Raw genomic sequence first — 25661 nt, 5'->3', positions numbered from 1 at the left:
TGTACGTATGGGTGCTAAATATGTGTGGATTGATCGCTGATTGTTGATGCAATGCCTCCGCCAGCCAGCAAATATTTGCGCTTTTTAACGGGCTCGTACTGGCGGATCTTGAAGGTACTCCATCAGGACATACGAGTACCGGACATGCCCGATCCAACACCTCTTGCGCCCCTGAAACCGCCCCCTGAAAAAGGGTTAACAGCGGCGAACCGACTCCAGACCATCCCCCACTTCACGACCATTGCCGAGGCCATGCCGCCCTGGGCCACGTCCCTGGGCCGACCGACCCTGAACGCATTGAAAGGGACGTCCCCCAGCCTTCACCCAACCTTGAGGACCCTCACGCCCGCTCAGGGCGACACCTTGCGCAAAACGTTTGCAGCGCGATGGGCCGCCCGCAACGATGTTGAAAAAGACCTGGCAAGGGTCGTAGATGTTCACGGGTTTGCGGCGCCCTTGCTGAACAACCTTATTAAACGCCAATATCAGCTGGACCTGGATGTACACAACACCTTTATCAATCTGTATATCCCGAACTACCTGCCTGTCATCGGCCTGCGCGAAAGCGGTACCACGACCTGGCGCGTGTCCCTGCTAGACGCGGCCCTGCACAACTTTGAACTGCATGAAACCCTGCCCTATGCCTACCTCTCAGGCTCGGGGTATATCAGCCGCCCCGATGCCCAGGGGCATTTCAAGCAGCTCAATCACATCACCGAGCACATGCCCGTGCAGGCGTTCACGGCCTTGTGCCGAACACTGAATCTGGGCGCCCGCTACAAGGACCATCTCACGCGCCATCTGGGTCTTGACGATCATGGCAGGCAGTTAAGGCTGAAAAACAAAATACTGGACAGTCAACGCGCCGACCTGAAGGCCGATCTGACCTACGCCGTGATGACCAGACAGATCGGCCTGCCCCTGTATGAGTCACTGGATGCCTTTCTCATAGGCCTGGACAACCGTTGGCTGACCCATCGCCTGACAGTGCTCTCCCTCGACATCGAAAGCCCGCTGATCTTCATGCCGGTACATCAACGATCGGTAGTTGCGTACATACCCCACGACCCCCTGCATCCGGTCAAGGAATACTCATCGATCGGCGAGTGCATGGCGCATCTGACCGAACGCCTGAAAAGCACTTCCTACCAGCATTTCTTCAGCCGCTTCGTCGCCCACGACCGATTGGGGGCTTTTCTGGAGGGTCTTAAAAGAACCTACTGGCAGGTCATCCCCGACACCCCCATCGCACCGGGCGCAACGCTACCAGACGCACTGGTTGCGCAAACCCTGATACCGATCGAAAAACCCGCAATTGAATACCTGCTGGTGCCGATACCTGATGACCTCTGGGAAACGCTTTACAGCAGGCAACTGGCAAAAATTTTCAACGATGCCAAAAGCCTCGCCGTGTCGACCGATGCCGAAGACCGCAAAACCCGTGAGGCACGCCTTGAACGCCTGAAAGGCATTGGCATGGCACTGCTGAATGCCGCAGCCTTTGTCATCGCGCCTTTTGTACCTGTCGTCGGCGAACTGATGCTGCTGCAAATGGCCTGGCAACTGCTGGACGACACCTATGAGGGTATCCACGACTGGGTGCAAGGCAAGACCACTGAAGCATTCGAACACCTGTTCGGGGTGCTGGAGAGCGGTATCCAGGCAGGTTTTTTTGCGGCTGGCACAAAAGTGCTGGGAGGCTTGCTGCCCAAGCCATCCGCCTTTGTACAAGGCATGAAACCTGTCACCTGCAACGATGGCGCCACTCGATTGTGGAACCCTGACATCAGCGCCTACCACCACGACCTGGCCCTGCCCGAACACCTCGCGTCCGACGAACTGGGCCTGCAGTACCACCAGGACAAAACACTGCTGACCCTCAGTTCCGGGCAGCAAGCCCGACACACGCTAGTACTGGACAAGACCGAAAGCGCCGGCCCTTATACCTTGCGTCACCCGACACGGCCCCACGCCTACGGCCCCCGGATGCAGCACAACGATGAAGGCGCCTGGCTGATGGAGGGTGAGCGCCCGCAAACCTGGCAAGGCTCGATCCTTATGCGTCGGCTCGGCCCTGTCGCCGAGGGCTTCAGCGATGCCGAGCTGGAAAAGCTGCGAATTATCAGCGGCACCGATGAAGGCGTGTTGCGAAGGGTTCACCTGCATAACGAACCGACTCCGCCTCTGCTCAAAGACTGTATGGCACGACTGAGGATCCAAAAACAAAATATCGAGGACATCACCCGTATTCGCCAAGGGCGAGCCCTTTCAACCAAGGGGAACTGGCTGGAAAGCCTGCCCACCGAATTACCCGGCTGGCCGCCAGACAAAGCCCTGAATGTCTTTGTCGATGAAACCCTCAGTGGCATGGCCCATGTCTACGGTGCCCCCGAGGCACTCCCCGAGGACTCTCTCAGGATTTCTCAGCAGGACATCAAGAACGGCAAACTGTGGCCCCTGATTGTCGATAACTTCAACACGCCTCAACTCGATGCCCTGCTGGGCCCGCGCGCAACAAAGACAGAAGCCGTCAACACCCTGCAGGCCAAGGTGTCCGACTACGCCCGGCAACGACGGGAAGACATCTTCGACCATCAGTACGCCAGGGAGCGCCAGACAAAAAACCCGGCAGCGCGATTGATAGAAAGCACCTTTGCGCACCTGCCCACCCCTGTCACCCAAGCGCTGCTTGAGACCACCAGCACGCTCGAGAAAACCACCCTCCTCGAGAATGGCAGAATCCCCCTGAGGGTAAAAAATCTGGCCACCGAGCTGGAACACCAAACCCGCATAGCTCACGCCCAGGAGGGACTGCTTGAAGATGACCTGCTGACTCCAGACGGCGAAAAACTGGCCATAAACATCCTGAAAACCTACACCGATGCGATCCACGACCTTCATCTCGAGGTGCGCGATCTGGTCGTTGACGGCACCTTGCGCTGCAGCCATGCCCCCAAGGACGCCAGGCACACCCGAATACTGGTTCGTAAAGGTCCGGACGCCTATGAGACCTACGATGGCGAGCATGCCCTGCTGCATCCAGCCTCGCGCTTTCACGGTGCGCTGATGAAGGCGCTCCCCGAACGCAACAGCGAGCACCTGAAATCCAGGTTCGCCATTGGCCAGAACTTCAAACAATGGCTGGCAGATAAGTACAGCGCCCCCGATGAAATCCGAACGGCACTTGATCTGCCATCCCCGGCAGCTTGCGTGGCAACCGAAAGCGAAACCCTGTTGCGCGGCGCCGCCAGCAGCCGGGTCAATACCACGCCTGCAGCCAATCCCTTGCAGGAACGGGTCAAGGCCCTCTACCCCTATCGAAATAACGACGAGATAGCGTTGATCACGGCGCGAATCGACAGCGAGCAGGCCCTTGAACACCTGCGCGCCACCGAGGAGGAAAAAGACCAGCTTTTCGAGACACTGGACAACTGGATCAGCGCTGCGATCGGCGTCACCACCGACAACGCATTGCCACCCAACCTTCATGGTTTAAGGCGCCTGATAGGCTCCAGAATAAAGAACTCCTGGCTATCGGCCGACAAGGTCCATATCAACAAAACAGGACAGGCTGCCATAGTGGCCGAACTGGACTTCAGCAGCACCCTATTCGGCCATGCCGGCACCGACAGCCTGGTTTTAAGCCGCCCCCTGAGCCATGTAGGCCTGCTGAGGCTCGACGATTGCAGCTTTTCCCCAAACCAGGGCGACTTCCTGACCTACTTTCCCAATCTGAAGGTACTTTCGCTCAACGCCAACGACCTTGAAACCCTGCCCGAGACACTCGATACACTGCCGCACCTCAGGTCGCTGCACCTTGCCCATAACCGCCTGACCCTGAACGCCGGGATGCAGAGTCAGCTCAAGCACCTTACCCGTCTTCAACACCTTGATCTGGGTCACAACCCTCTTGGCAGCCCTTTGGCCGTGGGGCATATGCCCGAACTCAGGACACTCGTACTGGAGAACACCCGCATCACTCAATGGCCCCCGGGGTTGTTCGATCAGCCACGACCGAAGGCTTTCAAATTGAACCTGCTGGGCAATGAGATCCATACCGTGCCCGACTACCCCGATCAATCGGCCGAATCCTGGTTGATTGCCAATGCCCGCCTTGAACGCCAGAAGCTCGACCTGGAGAGTCAGGACCGTGTCACTCAGTATCGCCGCGCCCTTGGCCTAGACCCTCATCGCACTTATCCGCCACGAGGGTCAGAGCAAAGCTCATTCTGGTTGTTCGGCCCCCCCGGGTCACAGGTATCCATGCAGGAACTCTGGGAGACTCTAGAGCACGAGCATGGCTCACAGGGATTTTTTGAAGTCATCGCCCGAATGGAAATCCCCCCGGACGTATTTGAAACACCCTCTGACCAAATTGCCTATCAGGAAGGCCTGGGAGATTTGAAGCAGAAAGTCTGGCGCTTGATCGATGCTGCCAGTAACGACACCCGCATGCGCGAGCTACTGTTCACCATGGCCAGTTCGCCCACCAATTGCGCCGACGCCGGCGCCCAGATATTCAATGCCATGGGCCTGGAAACCATGGCCCATGAGTTCTATAACGCCCGAAGCACACCACTGGAACTGGAAAAAAACCTGATAACGCTGGCACGCGGCAAGGCCCGGCTGGCCAAGATCGGTGACATTGCCCGGGCTGATGTGGCGCAACGTGTCAGGCCTGTGAGTGAGGGCGGCCAGGGCTTGAGGTTTACCAGCGAAGTGATCGATGGTGCGCCCGGAACGGTCGACGAAGTCGAAGTCCACACCGGCTACCAGACCCGGCTGAGCACAAGCCTCGAACTGCCCTGGGTACCCAACTACATGGTCTACAGGATGACTGCCCAGGTGGGCGATACGGAGTTTGTCAGGGCCTATCGCCTGATTCATGAGGGCGAAGCCGGTGACGGGCTGGTCAATCAGATCCTTGATGTGCCCTTCTGGGAGACCTACCTGAACAAAACTTACGCCTCGGAACTGGACGCCAACGCCAGCCTCTTCGAACAGAAGGCCGAGTGGCTCGAGCAGCTCAGGGAGCTGCAGGATAATTGGGTTCGCTCGGATACGCGCCTGGAGCAGCGCCATGCAGGGCAGCGTGTCGAGTTGCAGGAACTCGCCCTAAAACTGGCAGTGCCTGAGCCTCAGGTATTCACCTCCGAGCCCATGAATGACAAGCTCTACTACCGGATCTACAGCCAGATCGCCGATGAACGCAAAGAGCTCAGCCGGCAGTTGACCCGTCAGGCTCTGACCAAAGCCAGGCTGACCTGACCTCAGCCGCGCTCGGCCGGGGCCGAAGACAACTCGAAAGGGCTGCTGCTATGGCGCTGATTGCGATCTTCACGGGGAGTCGCACCAAAGAAGTTGCGATAGGCGCTGGAGAAATGCGGCCCCGACGAGAAACCGCAGGACAAGCCGATCTGGATGATCGACTTGCTGGTTTGCATCAACATCTGCCGGGCTTTATTCAGGCGCAGTTCGAGGTAGTACTGACTCGGCACGCGATTGAGGTACTGCTTGAAGATACGCTCCAACTGACGACGGGAAACGCACACATGCTGGGCGATTTCGTCGGTGGTCAGGGGCTCTTCAATATTGGCCTCCATCAGCAACACAGCCTGGGTCAGCTTGGGATGGCTGGAGCCAAGACGGTTCTGCAGCGGGATACGCTGACGCTCACCGCCTTCACGGATGCGCTCGACCACCAGCTCCTCGGACACCGCACCGGCCAGTTCGGCACCATGATCGCGAGCCAGCACCGCCAGCAACAAATCGAGTACCGACAGCCCGCCGCAAGCGCTCAGGCGATCACGATCCCAGTCGAACAAATGACTGGTGGCGATTACTTTGGGGAAGCGCTCGGCGAAATCGTCCTGCCAGCGCCAGTGCACGGCCGCACGGTAGCCATCCAGCAAACCCAATTGCGCCAGCGGGTAGACACCCGCCGACAGCCCGCCAATCACGCACCCTGCCCGCACCAGTTGCTTGAGCGCACTGCTCAGGGCCGAGGTCAGGGCGGCAGGCGGCTCATCCGCCAGCAAAAACAGCTTTTGGCAACCTTCAAGCTTGCCGTTCCAGGGCTCACCCGGCAATTGCCAGGCTCCTTCAAGCGGTGCCTCGGCCTGCAAGAACAACAACTCGTAGACGACTTCAGGATGCACGCGCTGGGCAACACGCAACGCTTCCTCGGCCAGCGCCAGAGTCAAGGCTTTGGTGCTGGGCCAAATGAGGAAACCAATTCGATGGGCGGTCATGGCGTGCTATCCGGAACGAAAACGGGAATAAAACCTGTGCACCCAGCCTGAGCCAGCTACGCGGGATGCGGAGCATGACCTATTTTGGTGCACAGCGGCAGTCTTAAAATTGCAGTTATTTCAAGCTGCCCGACAGAAACTGCTGCAACCGCTCGCACTGCGGGTTAACCAGCACTTCACGCGGGTCACCGCTTTCTTCGACAATACCTTTATGCAGAAACACCAACTGGTTCGACACTTCACGGGCAAAACCCATTTCGTGGGTCACCACCACCATGGTGCGGCCTTCCTGGGCCAGATCCTGCATCACCTTGAGCACATCCCCCACCAGCTCAGGGTCAAGGGCCGAGGTTGGCTCGTCAAACAGCATGACCTCAGGCTCCATCGCCAGCGCACGGGCAATTGCCACACGCTGCTGCTCGCCACCGGACATATGCCCCGGGTAAGCATCCTTGCGGTGCGACACGCCTACTTTCTGCAGGTAATGCTCAGCTTTGTCACGGGCTTCGGCCTTGGACATGCCCAGTACATGCACCGGCGCTTCCATGATGTTTTCCAGCGCGGTCATGTGCGACCACAGGTTGAAATGCTGGAACACCATCGACAGGCGCGAGCGCATGCGCTGCAACTGCTTGGGATCGGCGGCCTTGAGCGCGCCGTCCTTGTTGGCAATCAGCTTGAGCTCTTCACCATTGAGCAGGATCTTGCCTGCATGGGGTTGCTCGAGCAGGTTGATGCAACGCAAAAAGGTACTTTTGCCGGAGCCACTGGAACCGATGATGCTGATCACATCACCTGCCTTGGCGGCCAGCGAAACGCCTTTGAGCACTTCATGACTGCCATAGCGTTTATGCAGGTCTTGGACTTCAAGTTTGTACATGCTGTCGGTTCTCACAAAAACAGTCAGTCGTTGAGCAAGCGCCCGTGACGCAAAGGCTTGCGCCCCGCCACTTTAGCCAGCCAGAAACCGGGTTGGGCATAGCGCAGTCGCTCAACGGCAAATAACACACCGGCGGTGCCCGCGCATACCGTACTGACCCGGTCAGATAAAGGATCAATCACTTCAAACAGCGGCTCGCCGGGCTCAACCCAAGCGCCCACCGGACGTAAAAAACTCACCACACCGGGGTGCGGTGCAAACAACAACTCAGTGCCTTCAAATGGCATGCCTTCACATGCCTCATGCTGCGCTGCAGGCCAGTCACCTGTGATCAGGCCCTGTTCGGCCAGAAACGCCAGAATGCCCTCGGCATAAGCCTCGGCCTGCGGGCGGCCGGTGTCCGCCTGCCCGCCCAGCTCCAGGGTGGTCGACATGCAGGCCAAAGGGATCTGCGCATCGGCAAACTGGCGCTGCAAACGCAGCCAGGGCACTGAGCAGGCTTCATCGAAGGAGCTGCCACCCGAGTCTTCAGCCAACAGCCCAACCCGCACACCCAGATGCGCAGCCAGCGAACGCCACTGCGGCCAATGCTGGGGCAAGGCGTACAGATGCAGTGCGGCATCGGTCTCGCAGTGCAGATCCAGGACAATGTCTGCATCACAGGCATGACTCAACAAAACACGCTGCATACCTTGCAACTGACTGACCGGATCTGGCAACTCGGACAATATATCAAGCATTGTCTGACGGATCAGTCGGGTGTTGGCGTGAGGATCATCCCCCAGGCGACCTGCCAGCCTCTGCGCTACCGGCTCACTCAACTCGACGAAATCGCGGTTGAAGTTTTTGCCGCTGCCAAACTCGAAACGTCCCTGATGACTGCCTTGCAGCAACTGGCCGAGCCCCAGGGGGTTGGCCACGGGCACCAGTTCGATCACGCCATTCAAAGCACCCCGGGCTTCAAGTTCGCTCAGGCGCTTTTTCAGTTCCCAGGCACAACGCATGCCCGGCAGTTCGTCTGCATGCAGGCTGGCCTGGATATAGGCTTTGCGCTCACCTTCACCGAAACGGAACACCGTCAAGTGACGCTCGGAACCCAGGCTGCTCCAGGGCAGCAGGTGATCGATACGCTCCATGACTCAGGCCTTGCGCGGGGCCATATAGCCCAGCCAGCGGCGCTCGGCCAGTTTGAACAGGCGCACCAGAATGAAGGTCAGGCACAGGTAGAAAGCACCGGCCGTGATGTAGGCCTCAAACGGCAGGTAGTACTGGGCATTGACGGTACGCGCAGCGCCCGTAATGTCGATCAGGGTCACGATGGAGGCCAGACTGGTGGTCTGCAACATCATGATCACTTCATTGCTGTATTGCGGCAGAGCCCGGCGCATGGCCGACGGCAGCAAAATGCGGCGATACATCTTGGAACGGGACATGCCCATTGCCTTGGCCGCTTCAATCTCACCATTGGGCGTGGCCCGCAGGCTGCCGGCTATGATTTCGGCGGTATAGGCACTGGTATTGATGGCAAACGCCAGGCAGGCACAGAAGGTGGCACTGGACAACAGCGGCCACATAAAGCTGTCACGAATCACTTCGAACTGGGCCAGCCCGTAGTAGATCAAGAACAGCTGCACCAGCATCGGCGTGCCGCGAATCACGTAGGTGAACAGCCAGGCCGGAAAGTTGACCCAGGCCTGCTTGGAGACCCGCATCAACCCCAGCGGCACGGCTGCCAGCAGGCCGAAAAACAGCGAGATACCCAGCAGTTTCACGGTTTCCAGCATGCCGCTCAAGTACAGCGGCATGCTGGCCCAGATGACGTTGTAGTCAAAGATCATAGATCAGCCGCCCTTACGCCTACCGAGTAGCGCTTCTCAAGTTGTCGCAATGCCAGCAGCGAAACACTGGTCAGTACCAGGTACATCGCCGCAACGGCCAGGAAGAAGGTGAACGGCTCGCGGGTGGCATCAGCCGCCTGCTTGGCCTTGAACATCATGTCTTGCAGGCCCACCACCGAAATCAGTGCAGTCGCCTTGGTCAACACCAGCCAGTTATTGGTAAAGCCAGGGATCGCCAGGCGAATCATCTGTGGCACCAATACCCGGAAAAACACCTGAAACGGGCTCATGCCATAAGCCATGCCGGCTTCAGCCTGCCCCTTGGGAATGGCCATGAAGGCCCCACGAAAGGTCTCGGACAGGTAGGCACCAAAAATGAAGCCCAGGGTGCCGATACCGGCCGCCAACGGATTCAAGTCAATGTAATCGTCGTAGCCCAGCATCGGCGCAACGCGATTGAGCAGGTCCTGACCGCCGTAGAAAATCAGCAAAATCAGCACAAGGTCGGGAATCCCGCGGATTACCGTTGAATACAGATCGCCCATCCAAGCCAGCCAACGTACCGGCGACAAGCGCAACGAAACACCGATCAGACCTAGAACAATGGCCAGGGCCATGGACGACAAGGCGAGCTGAAGCGTCAGCCAAGCGCCATCGAGGATGACAGCCCCGTAGCCTTTCAACATGATTCCGGCCCTCTAAAAAATAGCTCGAAAATGGGGGAATAAAAAATGGCGCAAACTTCAGAGATTCTGTCGCTTGCGCCATTTCGGACGTACTGCTGCGATGTATTACTGACCGTAAATATCGAAGTTGAAGTACTTGTCCTGGATTTGCTTGTACTTGCCGTTTTCACGCAGAGCCGTGATAGCAGCGTTGATCTTGTCTTTCAGGGCGTCGCCCTTGCGTACGGCGATACCCACGCCATCACCAAAGTACTTGACGTCGGTGAATGCCGGGCCTGCGAATGCGTAGCCTTTGCCAGCCGGGGTCTTCAGGAAACCGTCTTCCAGCAGGGTGGCGTCTGCAACGGTGCCGTCGAGACGACCCGCTTCCACGTCCAGATAGATTTCGTTCTGCGAGCCGTAAGGAACGACAACGGCACCTTTAGGCGCCAGAACTTCCTTGGCGAAACGGTCGTGAATCGAGCCGCGCTGTACGCCGATTTTCTTGCCTTTGAGTTCATCAAGGCTGTCGCTGACCACAGTACCTTCCTTCATCACCAGGCGCGCTGGCGTCAGGTAGTACTTGTTGGTGAAATCAACGGACTTCTTGCGGTCTTCGGTGATGGACATCGAGGACAGGATTGCGTCGATTTTGCGCACTTTAAGTGCCGGGATCAGGCCATCGAATTCTTGCTCGACCCACACGCACTTGACCTGCATCTGCTCGCACAGTGCATTACCGATGTCGTAGTCAAAACCCACGATACTGCCATCCGGGGCTTTGGAAGCGAACGGAGGGTAAGCCGCTTCAATACCAATTTTCAGAGGTTTGTCAGCAGCAAAAGCCTGCAGGGACAGCACGGACAGTGCCAGGGCGCCAAGAAGCACGAGTTTCTTCATCTTAGGACTCCATCGGTAAAGGCAATAAAAGCAGAGTGAGCCTGAGCCCAATATGCGGAGGTTAAACCGGGAATGCGGCGCCACGTCCTACTGGCGTTGCACTGTGACCAGCACAACAACGACGAGCGGGTGATCGGCATTCTAACGACAGGCTTCAAGCCGTTATTTCTTCAATGCGACAACTAGTTACAGATGCACCGAAAAAAGCGACTCCAGGCATTGACAGCTCTTCATGTTTATGCAAGAGCAAAAGACATAGAACCTATGTGAGTTGCAAATAGCGGGCCTATTATTCGCAAAGCCTTCTATTCCGGCAAGTGCAGCGTTTCATCTTATTTATTCAGGAGCCGAAAAGGGCTCTAAAACGGTGCTTTGAGTATCAGAAGGCCCCGCTAACGGGCAACCGGTTACATCTGCGGTAACACATAGTCGGCTCCCACAGGATCTGCAGTTGCCCAATAAAAAGCCCCGCCAGGTTATGCCGGACGGGGCTTGGTGACCTTCAGGCCGTGTTAGGCGACCTTCATGCCTTTATGGGTATCGATCAAGTGCTGCACCACACCCGGGTCAGCCAGAGTAGAAATATCACCCAGACCGTCGTATTCGCCGGTAGCTATCTTGCGAAGGATACGACGCATGATTTTGCCCGAACGGGTTTTCGGCAGGCCGGGCGCCCACTGGATGACATCCGGCGAAGCGATCGGACCGATCTCTTTGCGCACCCAGTTTTTCAATTCAAGGCGCAACGCCTCACTTGGCTCTTCGCCACCATTGAGGGTGACATAGACATAAATCCCCTGCCCTTTGATGTCATGGGGCACGCCAACCACTGCAGCCTCTGCCACTTTAGGGTGGGCCACCATTGCGCTTTCGATTTCAGCAGTCCCCATCCGGTGGCCGGACACGTTGAGCACGTCATCTACACGACCGGTGATCCAGTAGTAACCGTCTTCGTCACGACGCGCGCCGTCGCCGGTGAAGTACATGCCACGGAAGGTCTTGAAGTAGGTATCGACGAACCGGTCGTGATCGCCATACAAGGTGCGCGCTTGTCCAGGCCAGGAGTCCAGAATTACCAGGTTACCTTCAGCGGCCCCTTCTATAAGGTTGCCAAGGTTATCCACCAGCCCCGGCACCACACCAAAGAACGGACGCGCTGCAGAGCCTGGCTTGAGTGCATGCGCCCCAGGCAGCGGGCTCATCATGCAAGCGCCGGTTTCGGTCTGCCACCAGGTATCCACAATCGGGCAACGCTCTTTGCCGACCGTAGTGTAGTACCAGTTCCAGGCCTCAGGGTTGATCGGCTCACCCACCGAACCCAGCAAGCGCAAGCTGGAGCCATCGGCATCCTTAACCGCCGCCTGACCTTCGGCCATCATCGCGCGAATGGCTGTAGGCGCGGTGTAGAGAATATTGACCTTGTGCTTGTCGACAATTTTCGAAACGCGGGTAATGTCCGGGTAGTTCGGCACACCTTCGAACAGCACGGTGGTTGCGCCGTTGGCCAATGGCCCGTAGACGATATACGTGTGACCGGTCACCCAGCCGACGTCCGCCGTGCACCAGTACACCTCGCCCGGGCGGTAGTCGAACACGCGTTCGTGGGTCAACGCCGCATAGAGCAGATAGCCACCCGTGGTGTGCTGCACACCTTTGGGCTTGCCGGTGGAGCCGGAGGTATAAAGGATAAACAAGGCTTCTTCTGCGCCCATTTCTTTCGGGGCGCAGTGAGTCGAGGCCACGGCCATCAGGTCGTGGTACCAGATATCACGATGCTTGTACCAAGCGATGTCCCCGCCGGTACGCTTGAACACGATGATCTTCTGAACGCTGGAGGTATCCGGGTTGGTCAGTGCCACATCGACATTGGCCTTGAGCGCGGTACGCTTGCCGCCACGCAGGCCTTCGTCAGCGGTGATCACTACCTTGGATTTGCAGTCGATGATCCGGCCGGCCAGCGCCTCTGGCGAGAACCCACCAAATACAACCGAGTGGATTGCACCGATCCGGGTACACGCCAGCATGGCGACCACAGCCTCAGGCACCATCGGCATATAGATGGTGACTACGTCACCCCGGTGCACATCCTGACCGCGCAAGGCGTTGGCCAGCTTGCACACCTCTTCGTGCAGCTCACGGTAGGTAATGTTGCGCTGCTCGGAAGGATCATCCCCTTCCCAAATGATGGCCACTTGATCGCCGCGCTCGGCAAGGTGACGGTCCAGGCAGTTGTAGGAAACGTTGAGAGTGCCGTCCGCGAACCATTTGATATCGACATGATGATCGTCGAAAGAGGTCTGTTTGACGGTGGTAAAAGGCTTGATCCAGTCGAGGCGCTTTGCTTGTTCGCGCCAGAAGCCATCCGGGTTGACGACGGACTGCTGGTACATCGCCTTGTAGGTCGCCTCGTCAGTCAGCGTATTGGCAGCGACTTCAGGGCGTACGGGATACAGGGAAGCGGCACTCATGTTTCATACCTCAATGCTTGTAGTTGTTGTTTTATGACCCTGTTTTAGCCGGGCCAGGCCGTGAGATCCATTCGACGTTGGTAGTAAGAAACACGCAGAAAAGTCATGGTTTTTCTGCGCAAGGCTCAAGCACAGTACTTACAGCGATTTCCTGCTCGTCACGCGCCTTGTAAACGTCAGAAATGAGCTCTGTTTTCGACGATTGTTGCAGAAACTGTCAACAGTCTTTATCAAAACTCCCTCTATATGCCCGCACGGCACAGGCCTAAAATTCATCTCGCCAACCAAGGCACCGCGATTAACCCAAGTTACAGCCCCCACGAAGGCAAGTTAAGTCGCTCTTCAATACTCAGTTTCACGCACAGCCTCACAAGGGCTGTGTGACCCCACTCGACCTAAAACAGGTAACTCTGAAATGAAAGCGTTGTTAGTTCTGGCCCTGAGCAGTGTGTGTCTGACCGCCATGGCTGAGGAAGTGAACACACAAGCTGCGCACCCGCAACCTGCCGTCGAACAGTATTCCTACTCATCCGAACTGGACATCGCCAAAGTGATTTCCATGAGCGAAATCCCCAGCGTTTGCGAAGTTGTGCCGGCCCAGATGGTCTACGAAGACTCGCAGGGCAAGCAGCACACTCTTGAATACCGTGTCATGGGCAACGGCTGCTCCAACGGCTGATTAATAATCTGCGATTTATTCCAGCGTTAATCAACTCACTTATTCACGCGAACCAACGCGGTGTTTAATTGCAACTTTCAACCTCGCTTATATAACTTTGAAACGTTGCCCGCCGCGCATGTATCGCCCGGGAATTATCTAATGAAACGTTCTTTGATAGTGGCTTTCAGTTTGTCTGTTCTGGCCAGTTCAGCTTTTGCCGCTGACGGTTATGACCGTACCCACGCCGCCACTTTTACTGAAGATGGCTACAACAGCACCCGCTCGGCCAATTTTGCCGAAGACGGCTATGACAGCACCCGCTCGGCCAGCTTTGCCGAAGACGGCTATGACAGCACCCGCTCGGCCAGCTTTGCTGAAGACGGCTATGACCGTACCAACGGCCATCGTCTCAGCTAACACCGCTTCGACCTGACGCCCGGTAGCTGCCGGGCGTGGTCTGCCTTGCAACAAATCTCCCTTCCCTCCCGCTCATGCCACAGGTCATTTGGTCGCCCAGACCCATGACAAAAAAACTTCTGCCCCGGCAAACCCTCGCCCAGCCGCAGCCTTGCTTAAGCCCTGGACAAATTTAGGGCGTTTCGTCGCATCTCCAGCAAAAAAACTGGCTGAAATACCTTGTGCAAAAGCCTTATACTGCGGCCATCAAAAAGGCTTGGCATATCCCCTTCGCGGGCTAAAAAACCACGCTGCTACGGCCTCAAGGCCCAGGGCAAGTGCAGGCACGACCTCCTTCCCTGAACGACAGCGGTACAAGCCAACGTACACATTCATGTTTTTGCGTGAGCACAACGCTACTGCAAGCAACATTTCTTAGATCCAAGTGGCCTATGGCCGCGTAAAAACCAAACCATAAGTGTTTTCACGCAGCTATCAGGCCCTCACGCAGGAGACGACACGTCATGCTGAGCTGGGACGAATTCGACAAAGAAGACGAAGGCGAAGTCGCTGTTAAAGGCGCCAACGCAGGCCACGCAACCGAAGCCAACATGGACCGCCTCGACGCCGCTGGCGGCGTAGCTGCCCAGGAAGCCCGCGCAGTCACGGCTACCGACTCGGCCGCGATCATTCGTGCCAAAGCCGCGCTGGACAACCTCGACATTGCTGAAGGTCTGGCCGAACTCGAAGGCGCTTCCGCCCGTGTAGCGGTTGACGAAAAAATGATGATCAACTGCCGCGCCGACCTGAACCAGCTCGTACCGTTCAAGTACGACTGGGCGTGGCAGAAATACCTGGACGGTTGCGCAAACCACTGGATGCCGCAAGAAGTCAACATGACCGCCGACATCGCCCTCTGGAAAAACCCGGAAGGCCTGACCGACGACGAGCGCCGCATCGTGATGCGCAACCTGGGCTTCTTCTCGACTGCCGACTCCCTGGTAGCCAACAACCTGGTACTGGCCGTATACCGCCTGATCACCAACCCGGAGTGCCGCCAGTACATCCTGCGCCAGGCTTTCGAAGAGGCGATCCATACCCACGCCTACCAGTACTGCATCGAATCGCTGGCCATGGATGAAGGCGAGATCTTCAACATGTACCACGAGATCCCGTCGGTTGCTAAAAAAGCTACCTGGGGCCTGAAATACACCCGTTCGATCTCTGATCCGAAGTTCGAAACCGGTACTGTCGAAACCGACAAAGAGCTGCTGCGCAACCTGATCGCCTACTACTGCGTTCTGGAAGGCATCTTCTTCTACTGCGGCTTTACGCAGATCCTGTCGATGGGTCGTCGCAACAAAATGACCGGGGTTGCCGAGCAGTTCCAGTACATCCTGCGCGACGAATCCATGCACCTGAACTTCGGCATCGACGTGATCAACCAGATCAAAATCGAAAACCCGCACTTGTGGGACGCTGAAATGAAGGAAGAAGCTTCGCAGATGATTCTGCAAGGCACCCAGCTGGAAATCGAATACGCACGTGACACCATGCCACGCGGCGTATTGGGCATGAACGCAGCGATGATGGAAGACTACCTCAAGTTCATCGCCAACCGCCGCCTGTCGCAAATCGGCCTGAAAGAAGAATACCCGGGCACGACTAACCCGTTCCCATGGATGAGCGAAATCATGGATTTGAAGAAAGAGAAAAACTTCTTCGAAACACGGGTCATCGAATACCAAACCGGCGGTGCATTGAGCTGGGATTGATACACCGGGTTGGTTAAAGCCACACCGGGTAAATAAAAAGGGCCAACCATGTTGGCCCTTTTTATTGGCATCGAAATTTTCAATTACCCTTTATTAAACTCAAAAAGCCGGAATCCGCCTGCCATAGTGCGGCGAGTTTCGTGTGAGACTTCCCAGCAGCTTCCAGATTTCTCAGCTCCTCAACGGCTACAGCCCACCAAAGAGGCTTACACGCCTCAAGATAGGGTAATTGGCTACCCGCCTTACCCAGCAGATAGAGTTTGGCAATTTTTCGAGAGGTACTGCATTGCCCCCTCAATTTCCACCTCAGCTGTAAACGATGACGCAGCGAGACCCTGGGAAGACGGTCAGGAACGGCAAATGATGCTTGCGGTAAACCCTCACGATAGCCCTCACCCTGCTTATTAAAAAAAACCCGGTACATTGCATGGTGATAGTGCTTCACCGAGAAGTAATGATTAATGCAGTCATTGGCCGCAATCACTTTTCGACCATGCAGCATAAACGATATAGCAATTTGCTCAATCGTAAGAAGTGTTGCTCCATGATGAGCCCATTGATCAATCAAACTAATTACGCCTTCAAAAATATGACCGTTGGTTTTGGTCATCCCGCAAACCCCACTATTGAACAGTTTCAACCACGGTGCGGGGGCTTTATTTTCAGCGTCGAGCTGTGTAACCAGTTTACGAAACCCCAGACGCCGGGAAGCATCTGCCCAACTCAACTCAAACTTATCCATCAAAAAATGATTGTCAGAGACCCGTTTAAACAACTGGGCCGGATCTTTGAAAAAAACCGTATCGGTATCAACGAAAATGGTTTTGCCAGACAGCGCAACGCCCGCCTGGATAGCGCAAGCCTTACGCCGGTGATAATAACCGCCTGCCCCTTGCCAGGCGTCCAGCACCTCAACGCTCAGAGGCAACACGCTCACAGGCCAGCCATCAAATGCCTCAGGCTGATCAGTCATCAGTGTGATCGTAAAGTCAGCCGGATCTTTTCTGTAGCGCAACGCCGACAAAATACTGAATTTTGCTTCAAACCGATAAACTTCTTTGCCGCCATACAGCAAATACAGGAGTTGATTGATACTGTTAGTGGGCTCACCTATGGCTTCCATCATCTTTTTTATACCGTTCTTGCAGATAAGGGTAAACGTTTAAACAGTCATCATCCGACCACTGAAAAACTGTTTAAAAGTTTTCTTTTACATTAACCGCACACACCCAGCGACAGAGAAAACCCCAGATACCTTTTGCAACTGACTTATTGCTGATTTTCGCCGCAAGGCTCCCACCCTGAACACAACGTGGGTGTCTTCGTAGAAGGTGATGGCTGCTTCAACAGATACAAGTGTGCAAACTTTATGGGCATTATATTTTGATAGCGTCAATGTGCAGGCTAAGCACTGGGACATCCCTGATATGGGAACCAGTCTTAAGCTTATTTAAAATAAAAGAGTTAGGACTTTTCTGATTTCAACGAAGAAAGCTCTGCTAACCGTGTCCCCGCGATGACGTGAGCAACATGGGCGTTTTCCGCGAAAAGATTACACACACCCCACTATCGAAATTTTCGACCCATGCTCTTCGCGCAAAAGCTCATAAAAATGCAGCCAGACAACAGATTTCGCCCCTCGGCACTTATCAAAAAATGAGTTTGTTCCGGCACCAAGATAGCTGTATAAAAACACAGTACATTTTCAAGCACTGACTCAGCCCTGGAGAAACCCATGCCTCATTCAGCCACGCGCAGTACGTTTGAACGTATCGTCATCAATCAATTTACCCCGCTGCACTGCTCGCAGGCCCGCGAAATGCTGGGCTGGAATCGCGAGTACCTGAGTGAGCAGTCCGGGGTTTCAGTCTCGGCCATTGAACGCTTCGAGTCACAAGCCCCCGTTCGCGACGTAACCCGGCTGGCCCTGGCCTATAGCCTTGAGGCGCAGGGCCTGGTGTTCTTTCCCGGCTTTACCCCCGGTCGCGGGGGAAATGTTCGCGGCACAACACCAGACCCGATGGGGCGCGATGATTTTGCTCTGATCGAGTGAAATACGGCCCTATTGCCCTGGGGTTTCTACCTCAAGCCACCAGGCACGGCCCCGGTGAGGGGTTAGCAGATTGAAAGCCTCACCCATTTGTGGCGTTGTAATCAGCACTTTGCGTTGCTCTGCCAACGCCACAATGCGCTCAAACGGCTCGAACCAGGCATGAAAAGCCAGATCAAAGGTGCCGTTGTGAATAGGTAACAACCAACGCCCGTTGAGGTCGTTGTGCGCTTGCAGGCTGTGTTCGGGCTGCATATGCACATCGGGCCAGTCGGTGTTGTAGGCACCCGTCTCCATCAGGGTCAGATCAAATGGCCCAAACTGCTCGCCGATCAGCTTGAAACCGTCGAAGTAACCTGAGTCTCCACTGAAGAAGATTCGCACGTCATCAATGATCATGACCCAGGATGCCCAAAGCGTCTGGTTATGATCAAACAGGCCGCGGCCTGAAAAGTGCTGGGAAGGAGTCGCGATAAAGCGGATACCTGCAAGTTGGGTGCCCTGCCACCAATCCAGTTGCTGAACCTTGCTGGCTGGTACTCCCCATTTGACCAGCAAGTCGCCCACACCCAGCGGCGCCAAAAACTGCTGTGTTTTGGCGGCCAGTTGCAATACGGTTTTTTGGTCCAGGTGATCGTAATGATTGTGGGAAAGAATCACTGCTTCCAGTGGCGGGAGCTCATCAAGGCTGATGGGCGGCGCATGGAAGCGCTTGGGGCCAGCCCACTGGAACGGCGATGCACGCTCAGCATAGACCGGGTCGGTCAACCAGTACTTTCCCTTAAGCTTGAGCAGCAGAGTCGAGTGACCCAACCGGTACACACTGAAATCCGCAGCCTCGTCCAATTGCTCACGGGTCAGCGGTTTGACCGGGATCACACCTGCAGGGCGAGTGCTCGCAGGCTTTTGGAATATCATTCTCCAAAAAATGCCCAAGGTTTTGCCGATACTGGAAGGCGGCCTGACGCCAGCATTTTGAAATGCACCTTTATGACGCTCAGCGGGCTTAGGCCCCTCTGCACTGCTTGAGTCGAGTGCCATGGCTTGAAGGCTCCAGTCAAAAGTGATTAATACTCTGTTTACAGGCCTGTTAGAGGATGATCGACATTCTACTGGCATCCTTCTGCGCCGCAGCTTGCCCTCGACTTAATAAGCTAATCTAGTCCCCATAACTGTTTCAGAATTTTCGGAACAGATGGGGTGTATTCTCGACAAGGCTGACCGACCAGCCAACAATCGATAATGCAGTACCCGGCAGTTGCCAGAAACTCCGCCCGCACATCTTGCGCAGATAGACATGGACAATAAAAGAGGCAAAGGGTTGTCGTTCGCCAAGCGTATTTATGCGCCGCGAGTGATTGGCTCAGGGTTTGGCAGTATCGGGCTAATGGCCGCCCTCTACCCCCTCGACAGATCCATATGGGTTTGGCCACTACTGCTGCTAAACGCGTTCGTATGGCCTCACCTGGCCTATCAATTGTCATCGCGTGCAACCTATCCCTACCGGGCTGAACGTCGAAATATTTTGATTGATTCCATGTGCGGAGGGTTTTGGGCGGCGGCTATCGAGTTCAATCCGCTGCCTACGGTGATCATCGTGTCGATGATGACCATGCACAACGTGGCTGCCGGAGGGCCAAAACTGCTGGTTCGCGGAGCGCTGGCGCAGCTGGCAGGCGCCCTGGTCGCGTTGCTGCTGTTCGGCTTTGCGTTTACACCCCATACCACCAGCCTGCAGGTCTATGCCTGCGTACCCGTGCTGATTCTTTACCCTTTTGCTGTAGGCATGGTCAGCTATGGTCTGGCAATCACCCTGGCCGAGCATAAACGCACCCTCAGTACCCTCAGCCGCACCGATAGCCTGACCGGGCTGCTTAATCACGGCTCATGGAAAGACCTGCTGCAACTCAGTTTCCAGCAAAGTCTGGAGCGCAATTCTCCGGCGACTCTGGCGCTGATTGATATCGATCACTTCAAACAGATCAACGACACCTACGGACATATTGTCGGCGACAGTGTATTGCGCCAGCTCAGCAAGGAGCTCAAGGACAATTTGCGTACTGAAGACCTTGCAGGCCGCTACGGCGGTGATGAATTCTGCGTCATCCTGCCCAATCGCACCCTGGACCAGGCCCGGGAAATCATGGAACGGCTGCGCCACGTGATTGACAACTATCAACACGCCGACGAGCCCGGCCTGTGCGTTAGCCTGAGTATCGGGCTTGCCACTTGCCGCCCCGAACTCCTCCAGGCCAGCACGTGGCTGAACGAGGCAGACAAAGCGCTGTATATCGCAAAGAATACAGGGCGCAACAAAATCAGTGTTGGCGCAGCAGACACCCTTGCTGAATCACAGCTGAGCAATGATCCGGTATAGAAACAGGGCCCGGGCAGCGCTATTCAACTGATGCAGCGACGCAAGGCCGAAATCTCGGGCACATCCTGGCGCTGCATATACACCCTCAAGGGCTCGGTGATGTTCAGGCGGTCATCGATATTCTGATCCAGCAACAACTGAATCAACTCGCGCTTGAGAGTCATGGTGCCAGCACCATCGGCCTGCCAGACAAATTCGCTGGTGGGCGTGATGTTGTCGTCGGCGACATCCATTCCAAATGAATCTTCACTGAAACGGACAATGTGCTGGCCTGTCTTACGATTGAAACCAACAAAGCCGCTAAGTAGGTCGGCGGCCTGACAGATGAGTTGCGAAGTGATACGCATGGTAAACCTCACTGATGAGCCTGAAAGGCTCCGGGACGGTGGTTTACACGCAAGTTCGATTGCCTGCCCCTCTGCCGGGGACGTTGATGTGGCCAAGAATACTGCACATCTTCACGAAAAACCGCTAAAAAACACCCTCTGTTTTTCTGATTGAAAGGAACTCAACCAATGCCTGACACTTTTGGCAAAAACGCCCTGCTGCTGAGCCTGCTCCTGGGCTTGGGTGGCGTACAGAATGCTGGCGCATCCAATGCGACCGAGGCGGCACTGGCCAACGCTCATGGCATACCGCGCCCGGCGGTGATCGCCCATCGCGGTGCGTCCTTCGATGCTCCGGAATCAACCGCTGCCGCCTACACCCTTGCCAGGGATCTGGGGGCTGACTATCTGGAAATGGACCTGCAACGCAGCAAGGACGGCGTTCTGTTTGCGCTGCATGACAACAGCCTGTTGCGCACCACTGACGTCGCCAAAAAGTTTCCGCAACGCAAGGACAGCCCGGCCAGCGCCTTTACCCTGGCCGAGCTTAAAACCCTGGATGCCGGCAGTTGGTTCAACCAGGCTTATCCGGATCGCGCGCGCCCGTCCTATGTCGGGCTGCCGATCCTGACCCTGGACGAAATTATCGATATCGCCCAGGGCAATCCACAGTACAAACCGGGCCTCTACATCGAAACCAAAGAGCCCAGGCAGTTCCCGGGCCTTGAACACGATCTGAAAAACAAGTTGAGCGAACGCGGCTGGCTTGAGCCCGTTGCCTCGGCAGAGGCGGAAGGCAAACCACTGGTCGGCCAGGGCAAAGGCCGGGTCATGTTGCAAACCTTCGACAAAAACAGCCTTGAGCTGCTGCAAAAAGAAATGCCCAACACGCCGAAGATCCTGCTGTTATGGGTAGGTGAAGGTGGCATGAAGCCCAACACCTCAGTCAGTTTCGCCGACTCCGGCGAAAAGGATAAAGCCGCGTACTACGCCAAACAGCAACCCAAGGACAAAGCCGAATTCATCCAGTGGCTCGACTTTGCCAAGGCCAACGGTGCCATCGGTACAGGCCCTTCGGCAGCCTTGACCCACGGGGGTGACCAGAGCTACTTCGACCTGATCCAGCCCTGGATGAACAGCGCCGCCCATGACCGGGGCATGCTGGTACATGTTTACACCCTCGATGCCCCCGTTGACTTCAAAAAGGCAATGGACGCAGGTGTCGACGGCATCTTCACCAACCGCGCCAGCGAGTTGCTCACGTATTACCAGCGCCCGGTGCCACAAAGCGTCAATCAGTTGCTGGAGAAAAATGGCTTTTAACCTGCAAGCCGGCAAGGGGCGAAAATTAAGGGTGAGTTAAGTTGCGCCGGTTAATCTGATCCCACTTGAACAGATCAACCCAAAGGGACTCAACATGAAAAAACTTAATCTGGTATTTGCAACTGTTGCCCTGGCTCTGACTGCCGGTATTGCTCAGGCCGATGTACGCCCGGACCATATCCCGGGCCTGATCAAATCGGGTGAAATCACCTCGTTTGAAAAGTTGAATCAAGCAGCACTGGACAAACACCCTGGCGCGACCATTCTCGATACCGAGCTTGATCACTCCTACGGCAAGCTGGTGTATGAAGTTGAATTGCGCGATACCAAAGGCATCAAATGGGACGTAGATCTCGACGCAAAAACCGGCGAAGTGCTGCAAGACAAACAAGACACCTGAGTTGATTTGAATAAAAGGCTGCGCCACTCTTCATGGGTGGCGCGGCCTTTTTATTTAGCGCTTGCTTAGGAATAAGTGCCGCGCTCAAGTGTTCTGGCTAGAATCATCTTTTTGAGCTCGAGCTTTTACCATGACGCACGGCACGGCTGACGATATCGCGACAATTAACCGGATCAGTGCCGTACCTGCAATGTTGCAGGTGATTACGGAAATGACCGGTATGCGCTTTGCTGCCGTTGCCCGTGTCACCCAGACCACCTGGACCGCCTGCGCGGTACTCGACAAGCTGGGTTTCGGTTTGCAGTCCGGTGGCGAGCTGGACCTGGTCAGCACCCTGTGCTTTGAAAGCATGAACTCGCACCTGCCGATCATCATTGATAAAGCCAGCGCCGATCCGCTGTACCAACACCATCACACGCCGCGGATTTATCGCTTCGAAAGCTACATCACGATTCCGGTATGGCGCACTGACGGTAGTTTTTTCGGCACCCTGTGCGCACTCGACCCCGAGCCTGCAAGCCTCAGGAACAGTACGATCCAGTCCACAATGGAGTCATTCGCACGCCTGCTGTCGCTGCAAATTGACGCCGAAGAAAACCTGCAACGTACAGAAACCGCGTTGGAGCAGGAGCGTGAAACCGCAGAGCTGCGCGAGCAATTTATCGCTGTTATAGGCCATGACCTGCGCAACCCGTTATTCGCCATCACCACAGCCGCAGAGCGCTTGCTACGGGTGCACCCAGACCCCTCCACCGATGTCCTGGTCAAGCATATCCTGAGCTGCGGCAACCGTGCCTCGCAGCTGGTTGAGGACGTTATGGACTTTGCCCGCGGACGGCTCGGTAGCGGCATCCCGCTGACGCTGCGCGAGTGCCCCGATCTCGACCAGGTCTTCATCCATGTCATCTCGGAACTGCAAAACGTTCATGCGCAACGTTCCATCCGCTCAGACATAGGGCCACTTGAGGGCATCCGCTGTGACAGCGGCCGCCTGGCCCAACTGCTCTCCAACCTGTTGACCAATGCCATCACCCATGGCTGCCCCGACGGGCCCGTTGACATCTCGGCACTGGTACTCAATGGGGTATTCACCCTGAGGATCTGCAACCAGGGCGAGCCCATCCCGGCCGAACAACTGCCGCATTTGTTCAAACCCTACTCACGCCCGGCCACCGACACTCCCCAGGCCGGACTTGGCCTTGGGCTGTATATTGCCAGCCAGATCGTCCTGTCCCACGGCGGCCATATGGAAGTCACCTCGGACCAGGACCAAGGCACAGTCTTCACCTTCAGCATGGCGCTGCCCTGATGCTCTGACGCCCTCGACTGGTATGTGAGACGACATCTTATGACCGCCCGGCCGCGACGCTAGCCATTTACCATATAGGGGCTAAGGTACTGGCTGTAGACGTTTTAATTGAAATTTCGCCATGTTCGAAAGGAGTCGTTCATGCACACCAAAATTGAGCTGAAACCGCGTTCAACCAGCCGTACTGAAAAACTCGCAGCGCTGCTCTATAGCCTGTTCAGCTATCTGTTTTTTCTACTGACATTTGTTTATCTGATAGGTTTTCTGGGGAATGTCGTCGTCCCGAAAAGTATCGATTCGGGATCTGGCCTGGCATGGCCCTGGGCGCTTGTGGTCGATGTGCTGCTGATCACCGTATTTGCCCTGCAACACAGCATCATGGCGCGCAAAAGTTTCAAGCGCAGGTGGTGCAGGGTCATCCCGCCGGTCATTGAACGTGCCACTTATGTCCTGGCCTCCAGTGCGGTGCTGGCGCTTATATGCTGGCTGTGGCAGCCGATCGATATCAGTGTCTGGAGTGTACAGTCGCCCTTGTTTGCGGGGTTACTTGTCACGCTGTACTGGTTCGGATGGGGGTTGGTGCTGCTGGCCTCTTTCATGATCAGCCACTTCGAATTGTTTGGCGTCAAACAGCCCTTGGACACCCTGCGCCAACCAAAACCCGTAAACAACGCATTCAGAACCCCCGCGCTCTACAAGCTCGTGCGTCACCCGTTGTATCTGGGATTCCTGATCGCTTTCTGGGTAACGCCCGAGATGAGTGTCGGGCACCTGGTGTTTGCACTGACAAGCACCCTTTACATTCTGATCGGCACCCAACTGGAAGAGAAAGATCTGGTTGAGCTGTTTGGAGACAAGTACCGGGTTTATCAAAAAAACGTCGGCATGTTGCTGCCCTCTCTACGCCGCAAGTCCGGCACCGGGCGCTGACCCACGAATAAATCTGTATTTAGAACCGTGATGGGTAGAAACTGACGCGCTGTTCAGCGGCTACTGACACTGCCTGTCAGATGCCTCCTATTGCGCCTCGATAGAACCCCGACATGAACACCCGCCTATGCGCTTATGAAGACCTGACACCCCGCCAGCGCGAGCAACTGCGCGAGATAGAAGTTCGCCCTGAGCAGATTGCTTTTTGCGGCACCATCGAGTCTGCCCTGCACTCGTTGCCGGTCCAGCCGCAGGCGGGCATCAAAGGGCTGGTGCTGCTCAACGACGAGTTGCCAGTGGCATTTTTGCTTCTCAAGCGCGAGCCGCTTCTGGCCCACTGGGCTGAGCCGGGCTGCGCCACCTTGCACGCACTACAGGTCGACAGCCGTGCTCAGGGCCAGGGATTGGGCAAGGCCTGTTTGCGCGAGCTGGCCAGGGCCATTGAACAGATATGGCCCGAGATTCGCCAATTGATGCTCTCGGTCAGCCCGTTCAATACCAGCGCCATGGCTTTTTATCTGAGCCAGGGCTGGGTCGAGAAAGGCGAGGCCTATCGTGGTGAGCGACGGTTGGTGCTGTCGCTGGCCCCCATGCTGCCCCTGCAGTTGCAGGCAAGCTAAGCAGGCTTTTCGATCGGCAGCCAGATTTCCAGCAGCCCCGTACCGGTGTCCGCATTGAAGTCTGCGCTGTAGCGCTCGAACTCGGGCGCATCAGCGGCTTGGTAGCCCGAATTTGGCAACCAGTCTTTCCAGATCGCCTGAAAGGTCTGACCAAGCGTGTCCAATGCCCCGTGATGCTCAAAGACCGCGTAAGACTGCTCCTGCAGTTCAATCCAGCGATACCGCTCAGGCAGATCATCAAGCTTGCTGATAGCCACGCCAGCAATGTATTCAAAACCACCCTCGCCATCAGGATTACAACAAACACCGTAGGTTTCATCGCCAATTTGGCTTGGTACTTTGCCGATTTCGGGAATGAATTTTTCCCATAACAGCGGGATTCGATCAACGCTCTCCTCAGTGAAACGGCCACCCAAACCCGCGATCAATTGAAACTGGCCTTTGGCAAATCGCGGCGCTGACAGCTCGAACTTTTTTAGTTGGTCCATGGGG

Annotated in this window: 22 protein-coding genes; 11 read left to right on the top strand and 11 right to left on the bottom strand. The window is 56.0% G+C overall.

From position 1 onward, the window contains the following. Nucleotides 1–144: 144 nt before the first annotated feature. A complete protein-coding gene (locus tag GHO03_RS08435) occupies nucleotides 145–5268 on the top strand; it encodes an NEL-type E3 ubiquitin ligase domain-containing protein (protein ID WP_178110298.1) in 5124 nt (1707 codons plus the stop codon). Nucleotides 5269–5270: 2 nt separating this feature from the next. On the opposite strand, the gene argR is transcribed toward GHO03_RS08435, so the two are convergent. The 7 genes from argR to acs all read right to left on the bottom strand — a co-directional run bounded on the left by argR (nucleotide 5271) and on the right by acs (nucleotide 13002). Then, entirely contained in the window at nucleotides 5271–6251 is a 981-nt protein-coding gene (gene argR, locus GHO03_RS08430) for a transcriptional regulator ArgR (RefSeq protein ID WP_153399612.1), read from the bottom strand. Between the two features lie 115 nt (nucleotides 6252–6366). Continuing rightward, complete coding sequence (locus tag GHO03_RS08425; protein WP_095003237.1) at nucleotides 6367–7131, bottom strand: ABC transporter ATP-binding protein; 765 nt, start codon at nucleotides 7129–7131, stop codon at nucleotides 6367–6369. A 23-nt stretch (nucleotides 7132–7154) separates the two neighbouring features. Further along, entirely contained in the window at nucleotides 7155–8267 is a 1113-nt protein-coding gene (locus GHO03_RS08420; protein WP_095003238.1) for a succinylglutamate desuccinylase/aspartoacylase family protein, read from the bottom strand. A gap of 3 nt (nucleotides 8268–8270) precedes the next feature. Then, nucleotides 8271–8969 (bottom strand): ABC transporter permease, encoded by a 699-nt coding sequence (locus GHO03_RS08415; protein WP_095003239.1) that lies wholly within the window; start codon nucleotides 8967–8969, stop codon nucleotides 8271–8273. Continuing rightward, entirely contained in the window at nucleotides 8966–9655 is a 690-nt protein-coding gene (locus GHO03_RS08410) for an ABC transporter permease (RefSeq protein ID WP_095003240.1), read from the bottom strand. Before GHO03_RS08410 ends, GHO03_RS08415 begins: the two co-directional genes overlap by 4 nt. Nucleotides 9656–9760: 105 nt before the next feature. Continuing rightward, nucleotides 9761–10534, bottom strand: coding sequence for an ABC transporter substrate-binding protein (locus tag GHO03_RS08405; protein WP_095003241.1), 774 nt, complete (start codon nucleotides 10532–10534; stop codon nucleotides 9761–9763). 512 nt (nucleotides 10535–11046) lie between these two features. Further along, complete coding sequence (acs, locus tag GHO03_RS08400; RefSeq protein WP_086798394.1) at nucleotides 11047–13002, bottom strand: acetate--CoA ligase; 1956 nt, start codon at nucleotides 13000–13002, stop codon at nucleotides 11047–11049. A gap of 415 nt (nucleotides 13003–13417) precedes the next feature. On the opposite strand from acs, the gene GHO03_RS08395 reads away from it, so the two are divergent. From GHO03_RS08395 to GHO03_RS08385, 3 genes are all read left to right on the top strand, one after another. Then, the gene (locus tag GHO03_RS08395) at nucleotides 13418–13681 is read left to right on the top strand and encodes a DUF2790 domain-containing protein (RefSeq protein WP_095003243.1); all 264 of its coding nucleotides are present in this window, start codon (nucleotides 13418–13420) and stop codon (nucleotides 13679–13681) included. Nucleotides 13682–13822: 141 nt separating this feature from the next. Beyond that, nucleotides 13823–14080 (top strand): heme utilization protein, encoded by a 258-nt coding sequence (locus GHO03_RS08390; RefSeq protein ID WP_095019707.1) that lies wholly within the window; start codon nucleotides 13823–13825, stop codon nucleotides 14078–14080. Between the two features lie 503 nt (nucleotides 14081–14583). After that, nucleotides 14584–15834, top strand: a complete 1251-nt coding sequence (locus GHO03_RS08385) for a ribonucleotide-diphosphate reductase subunit beta (protein WP_016782118.1) — start codon at nucleotides 14584–14586, stop codon at nucleotides 15832–15834. A 79-nt stretch (nucleotides 15835–15913) separates the two neighbouring features. Here GHO03_RS08385 and GHO03_RS08380 read toward each other — a convergent pair whose 3' ends face one another. Further along, the gene (locus GHO03_RS08380) at nucleotides 15914–16960 is read right to left on the bottom strand and encodes a hypothetical protein (protein ID WP_153399610.1); all 1047 of its coding nucleotides are present in this window, start codon (nucleotides 16958–16960) and stop codon (nucleotides 15914–15916) included. 609 nt (nucleotides 16961–17569) lie between these two features. Between GHO03_RS08380 and GHO03_RS08375 the strand changes: the two genes are divergently transcribed. Then, entirely contained in the window at nucleotides 17570–17887 is a 318-nt protein-coding gene (locus tag GHO03_RS08375) for a helix-turn-helix transcriptional regulator (protein ID WP_095019705.1), read from the top strand. 9 nt (nucleotides 17888–17896) lie between these two features. Here GHO03_RS08375 and GHO03_RS08370 read toward each other — a convergent pair whose 3' ends face one another. Next, a complete protein-coding gene (locus tag GHO03_RS08370) occupies nucleotides 17897–18925 on the bottom strand; it encodes an MBL fold metallo-hydrolase (RefSeq protein ID WP_095003247.1) in 1029 nt (342 codons plus the stop codon). 256 nt (nucleotides 18926–19181) lie between these two features. Between GHO03_RS08370 and GHO03_RS08365 the strand changes: the two genes are divergently transcribed. Continuing rightward, the gene (locus tag GHO03_RS08365; RefSeq protein WP_095020862.1) at nucleotides 19182–20261 is read left to right on the top strand and encodes a diguanylate cyclase; all 1080 of its coding nucleotides are present in this window, start codon (nucleotides 19182–19184) and stop codon (nucleotides 20259–20261) included. A gap of 23 nt (nucleotides 20262–20284) precedes the next feature. Here GHO03_RS08365 and GHO03_RS08360 read toward each other — a convergent pair whose 3' ends face one another. Next, nucleotides 20285–20608 (bottom strand): DUF2025 family protein, encoded by a 324-nt coding sequence (locus GHO03_RS08360; protein ID WP_095003249.1) that lies wholly within the window; start codon nucleotides 20606–20608, stop codon nucleotides 20285–20287. 168 nt (nucleotides 20609–20776) lie between these two features. Here GHO03_RS08360 and GHO03_RS08355 point away from each other — a divergent pair, with 168 nt between their 5' ends. The 5 genes from GHO03_RS08355 (at nucleotide 20777) to GHO03_RS08335 (ending at nucleotide 25169) form a co-directional block, all read left to right on the top strand. Beyond that, complete coding sequence (locus tag GHO03_RS08355; protein WP_095019702.1) at nucleotides 20777–21910, top strand: glycerophosphodiester phosphodiesterase; 1134 nt, start codon at nucleotides 20777–20779, stop codon at nucleotides 21908–21910. Nucleotides 21911–22004: 94 nt separating this feature from the next. After that, nucleotides 22005–22310 carry a PepSY domain-containing protein gene (locus tag GHO03_RS08350; RefSeq protein WP_095003251.1) on the top strand — a complete coding sequence of 102 codons (306 nt, stop codon included), beginning with the start codon at nucleotides 22005–22007 and terminating at the stop codon, nucleotides 22308–22310. Between the two features lie 130 nt (nucleotides 22311–22440). After that, complete coding sequence (locus GHO03_RS08345; protein WP_153399608.1) at nucleotides 22441–23619, top strand: GAF domain-containing sensor histidine kinase; 1179 nt, start codon at nucleotides 22441–22443, stop codon at nucleotides 23617–23619. A gap of 141 nt (nucleotides 23620–23760) precedes the next feature. Further along, nucleotides 23761–24549 carry a methanethiol S-methyltransferase gene (gene mddA / locus GHO03_RS08340; protein WP_153399622.1) on the top strand — a complete coding sequence of 263 codons (789 nt, stop codon included), beginning with the start codon at nucleotides 23761–23763 and terminating at the stop codon, nucleotides 24547–24549. 113 nt (nucleotides 24550–24662) lie between these two features. Then, complete coding sequence (locus GHO03_RS08335; protein WP_153399606.1) at nucleotides 24663–25169, top strand: N-acetyltransferase; 507 nt, start codon at nucleotides 24663–24665, stop codon at nucleotides 25167–25169. Here the strand turns inward: GHO03_RS08335 and GHO03_RS08330 are convergent. Next, nucleotides 25166–25657 carry a GyrI-like domain-containing protein gene (locus GHO03_RS08330; RefSeq protein ID WP_153399604.1) on the bottom strand — a complete coding sequence of 164 codons (492 nt, stop codon included), beginning with the start codon at nucleotides 25655–25657 and terminating at the stop codon, nucleotides 25166–25168. The genes GHO03_RS08335 and GHO03_RS08330 overlap by 4 nt on opposite strands. Between the last annotated feature and the right edge of the window lie 4 nt (nucleotides 25658–25661).

The sequence above is a fragment of the Pseudomonas sp. FSL R10-1339 genome (assembly GCF_009600545.1).
Taxonomy (GTDB): Bacteria; Pseudomonadota; Gammaproteobacteria; order Pseudomonadales; family Pseudomonadaceae; genus Aquipseudomonas; species Aquipseudomonas bubulae.
This window is presented reverse-complemented; position numbering and strand designations above follow the sequence as displayed.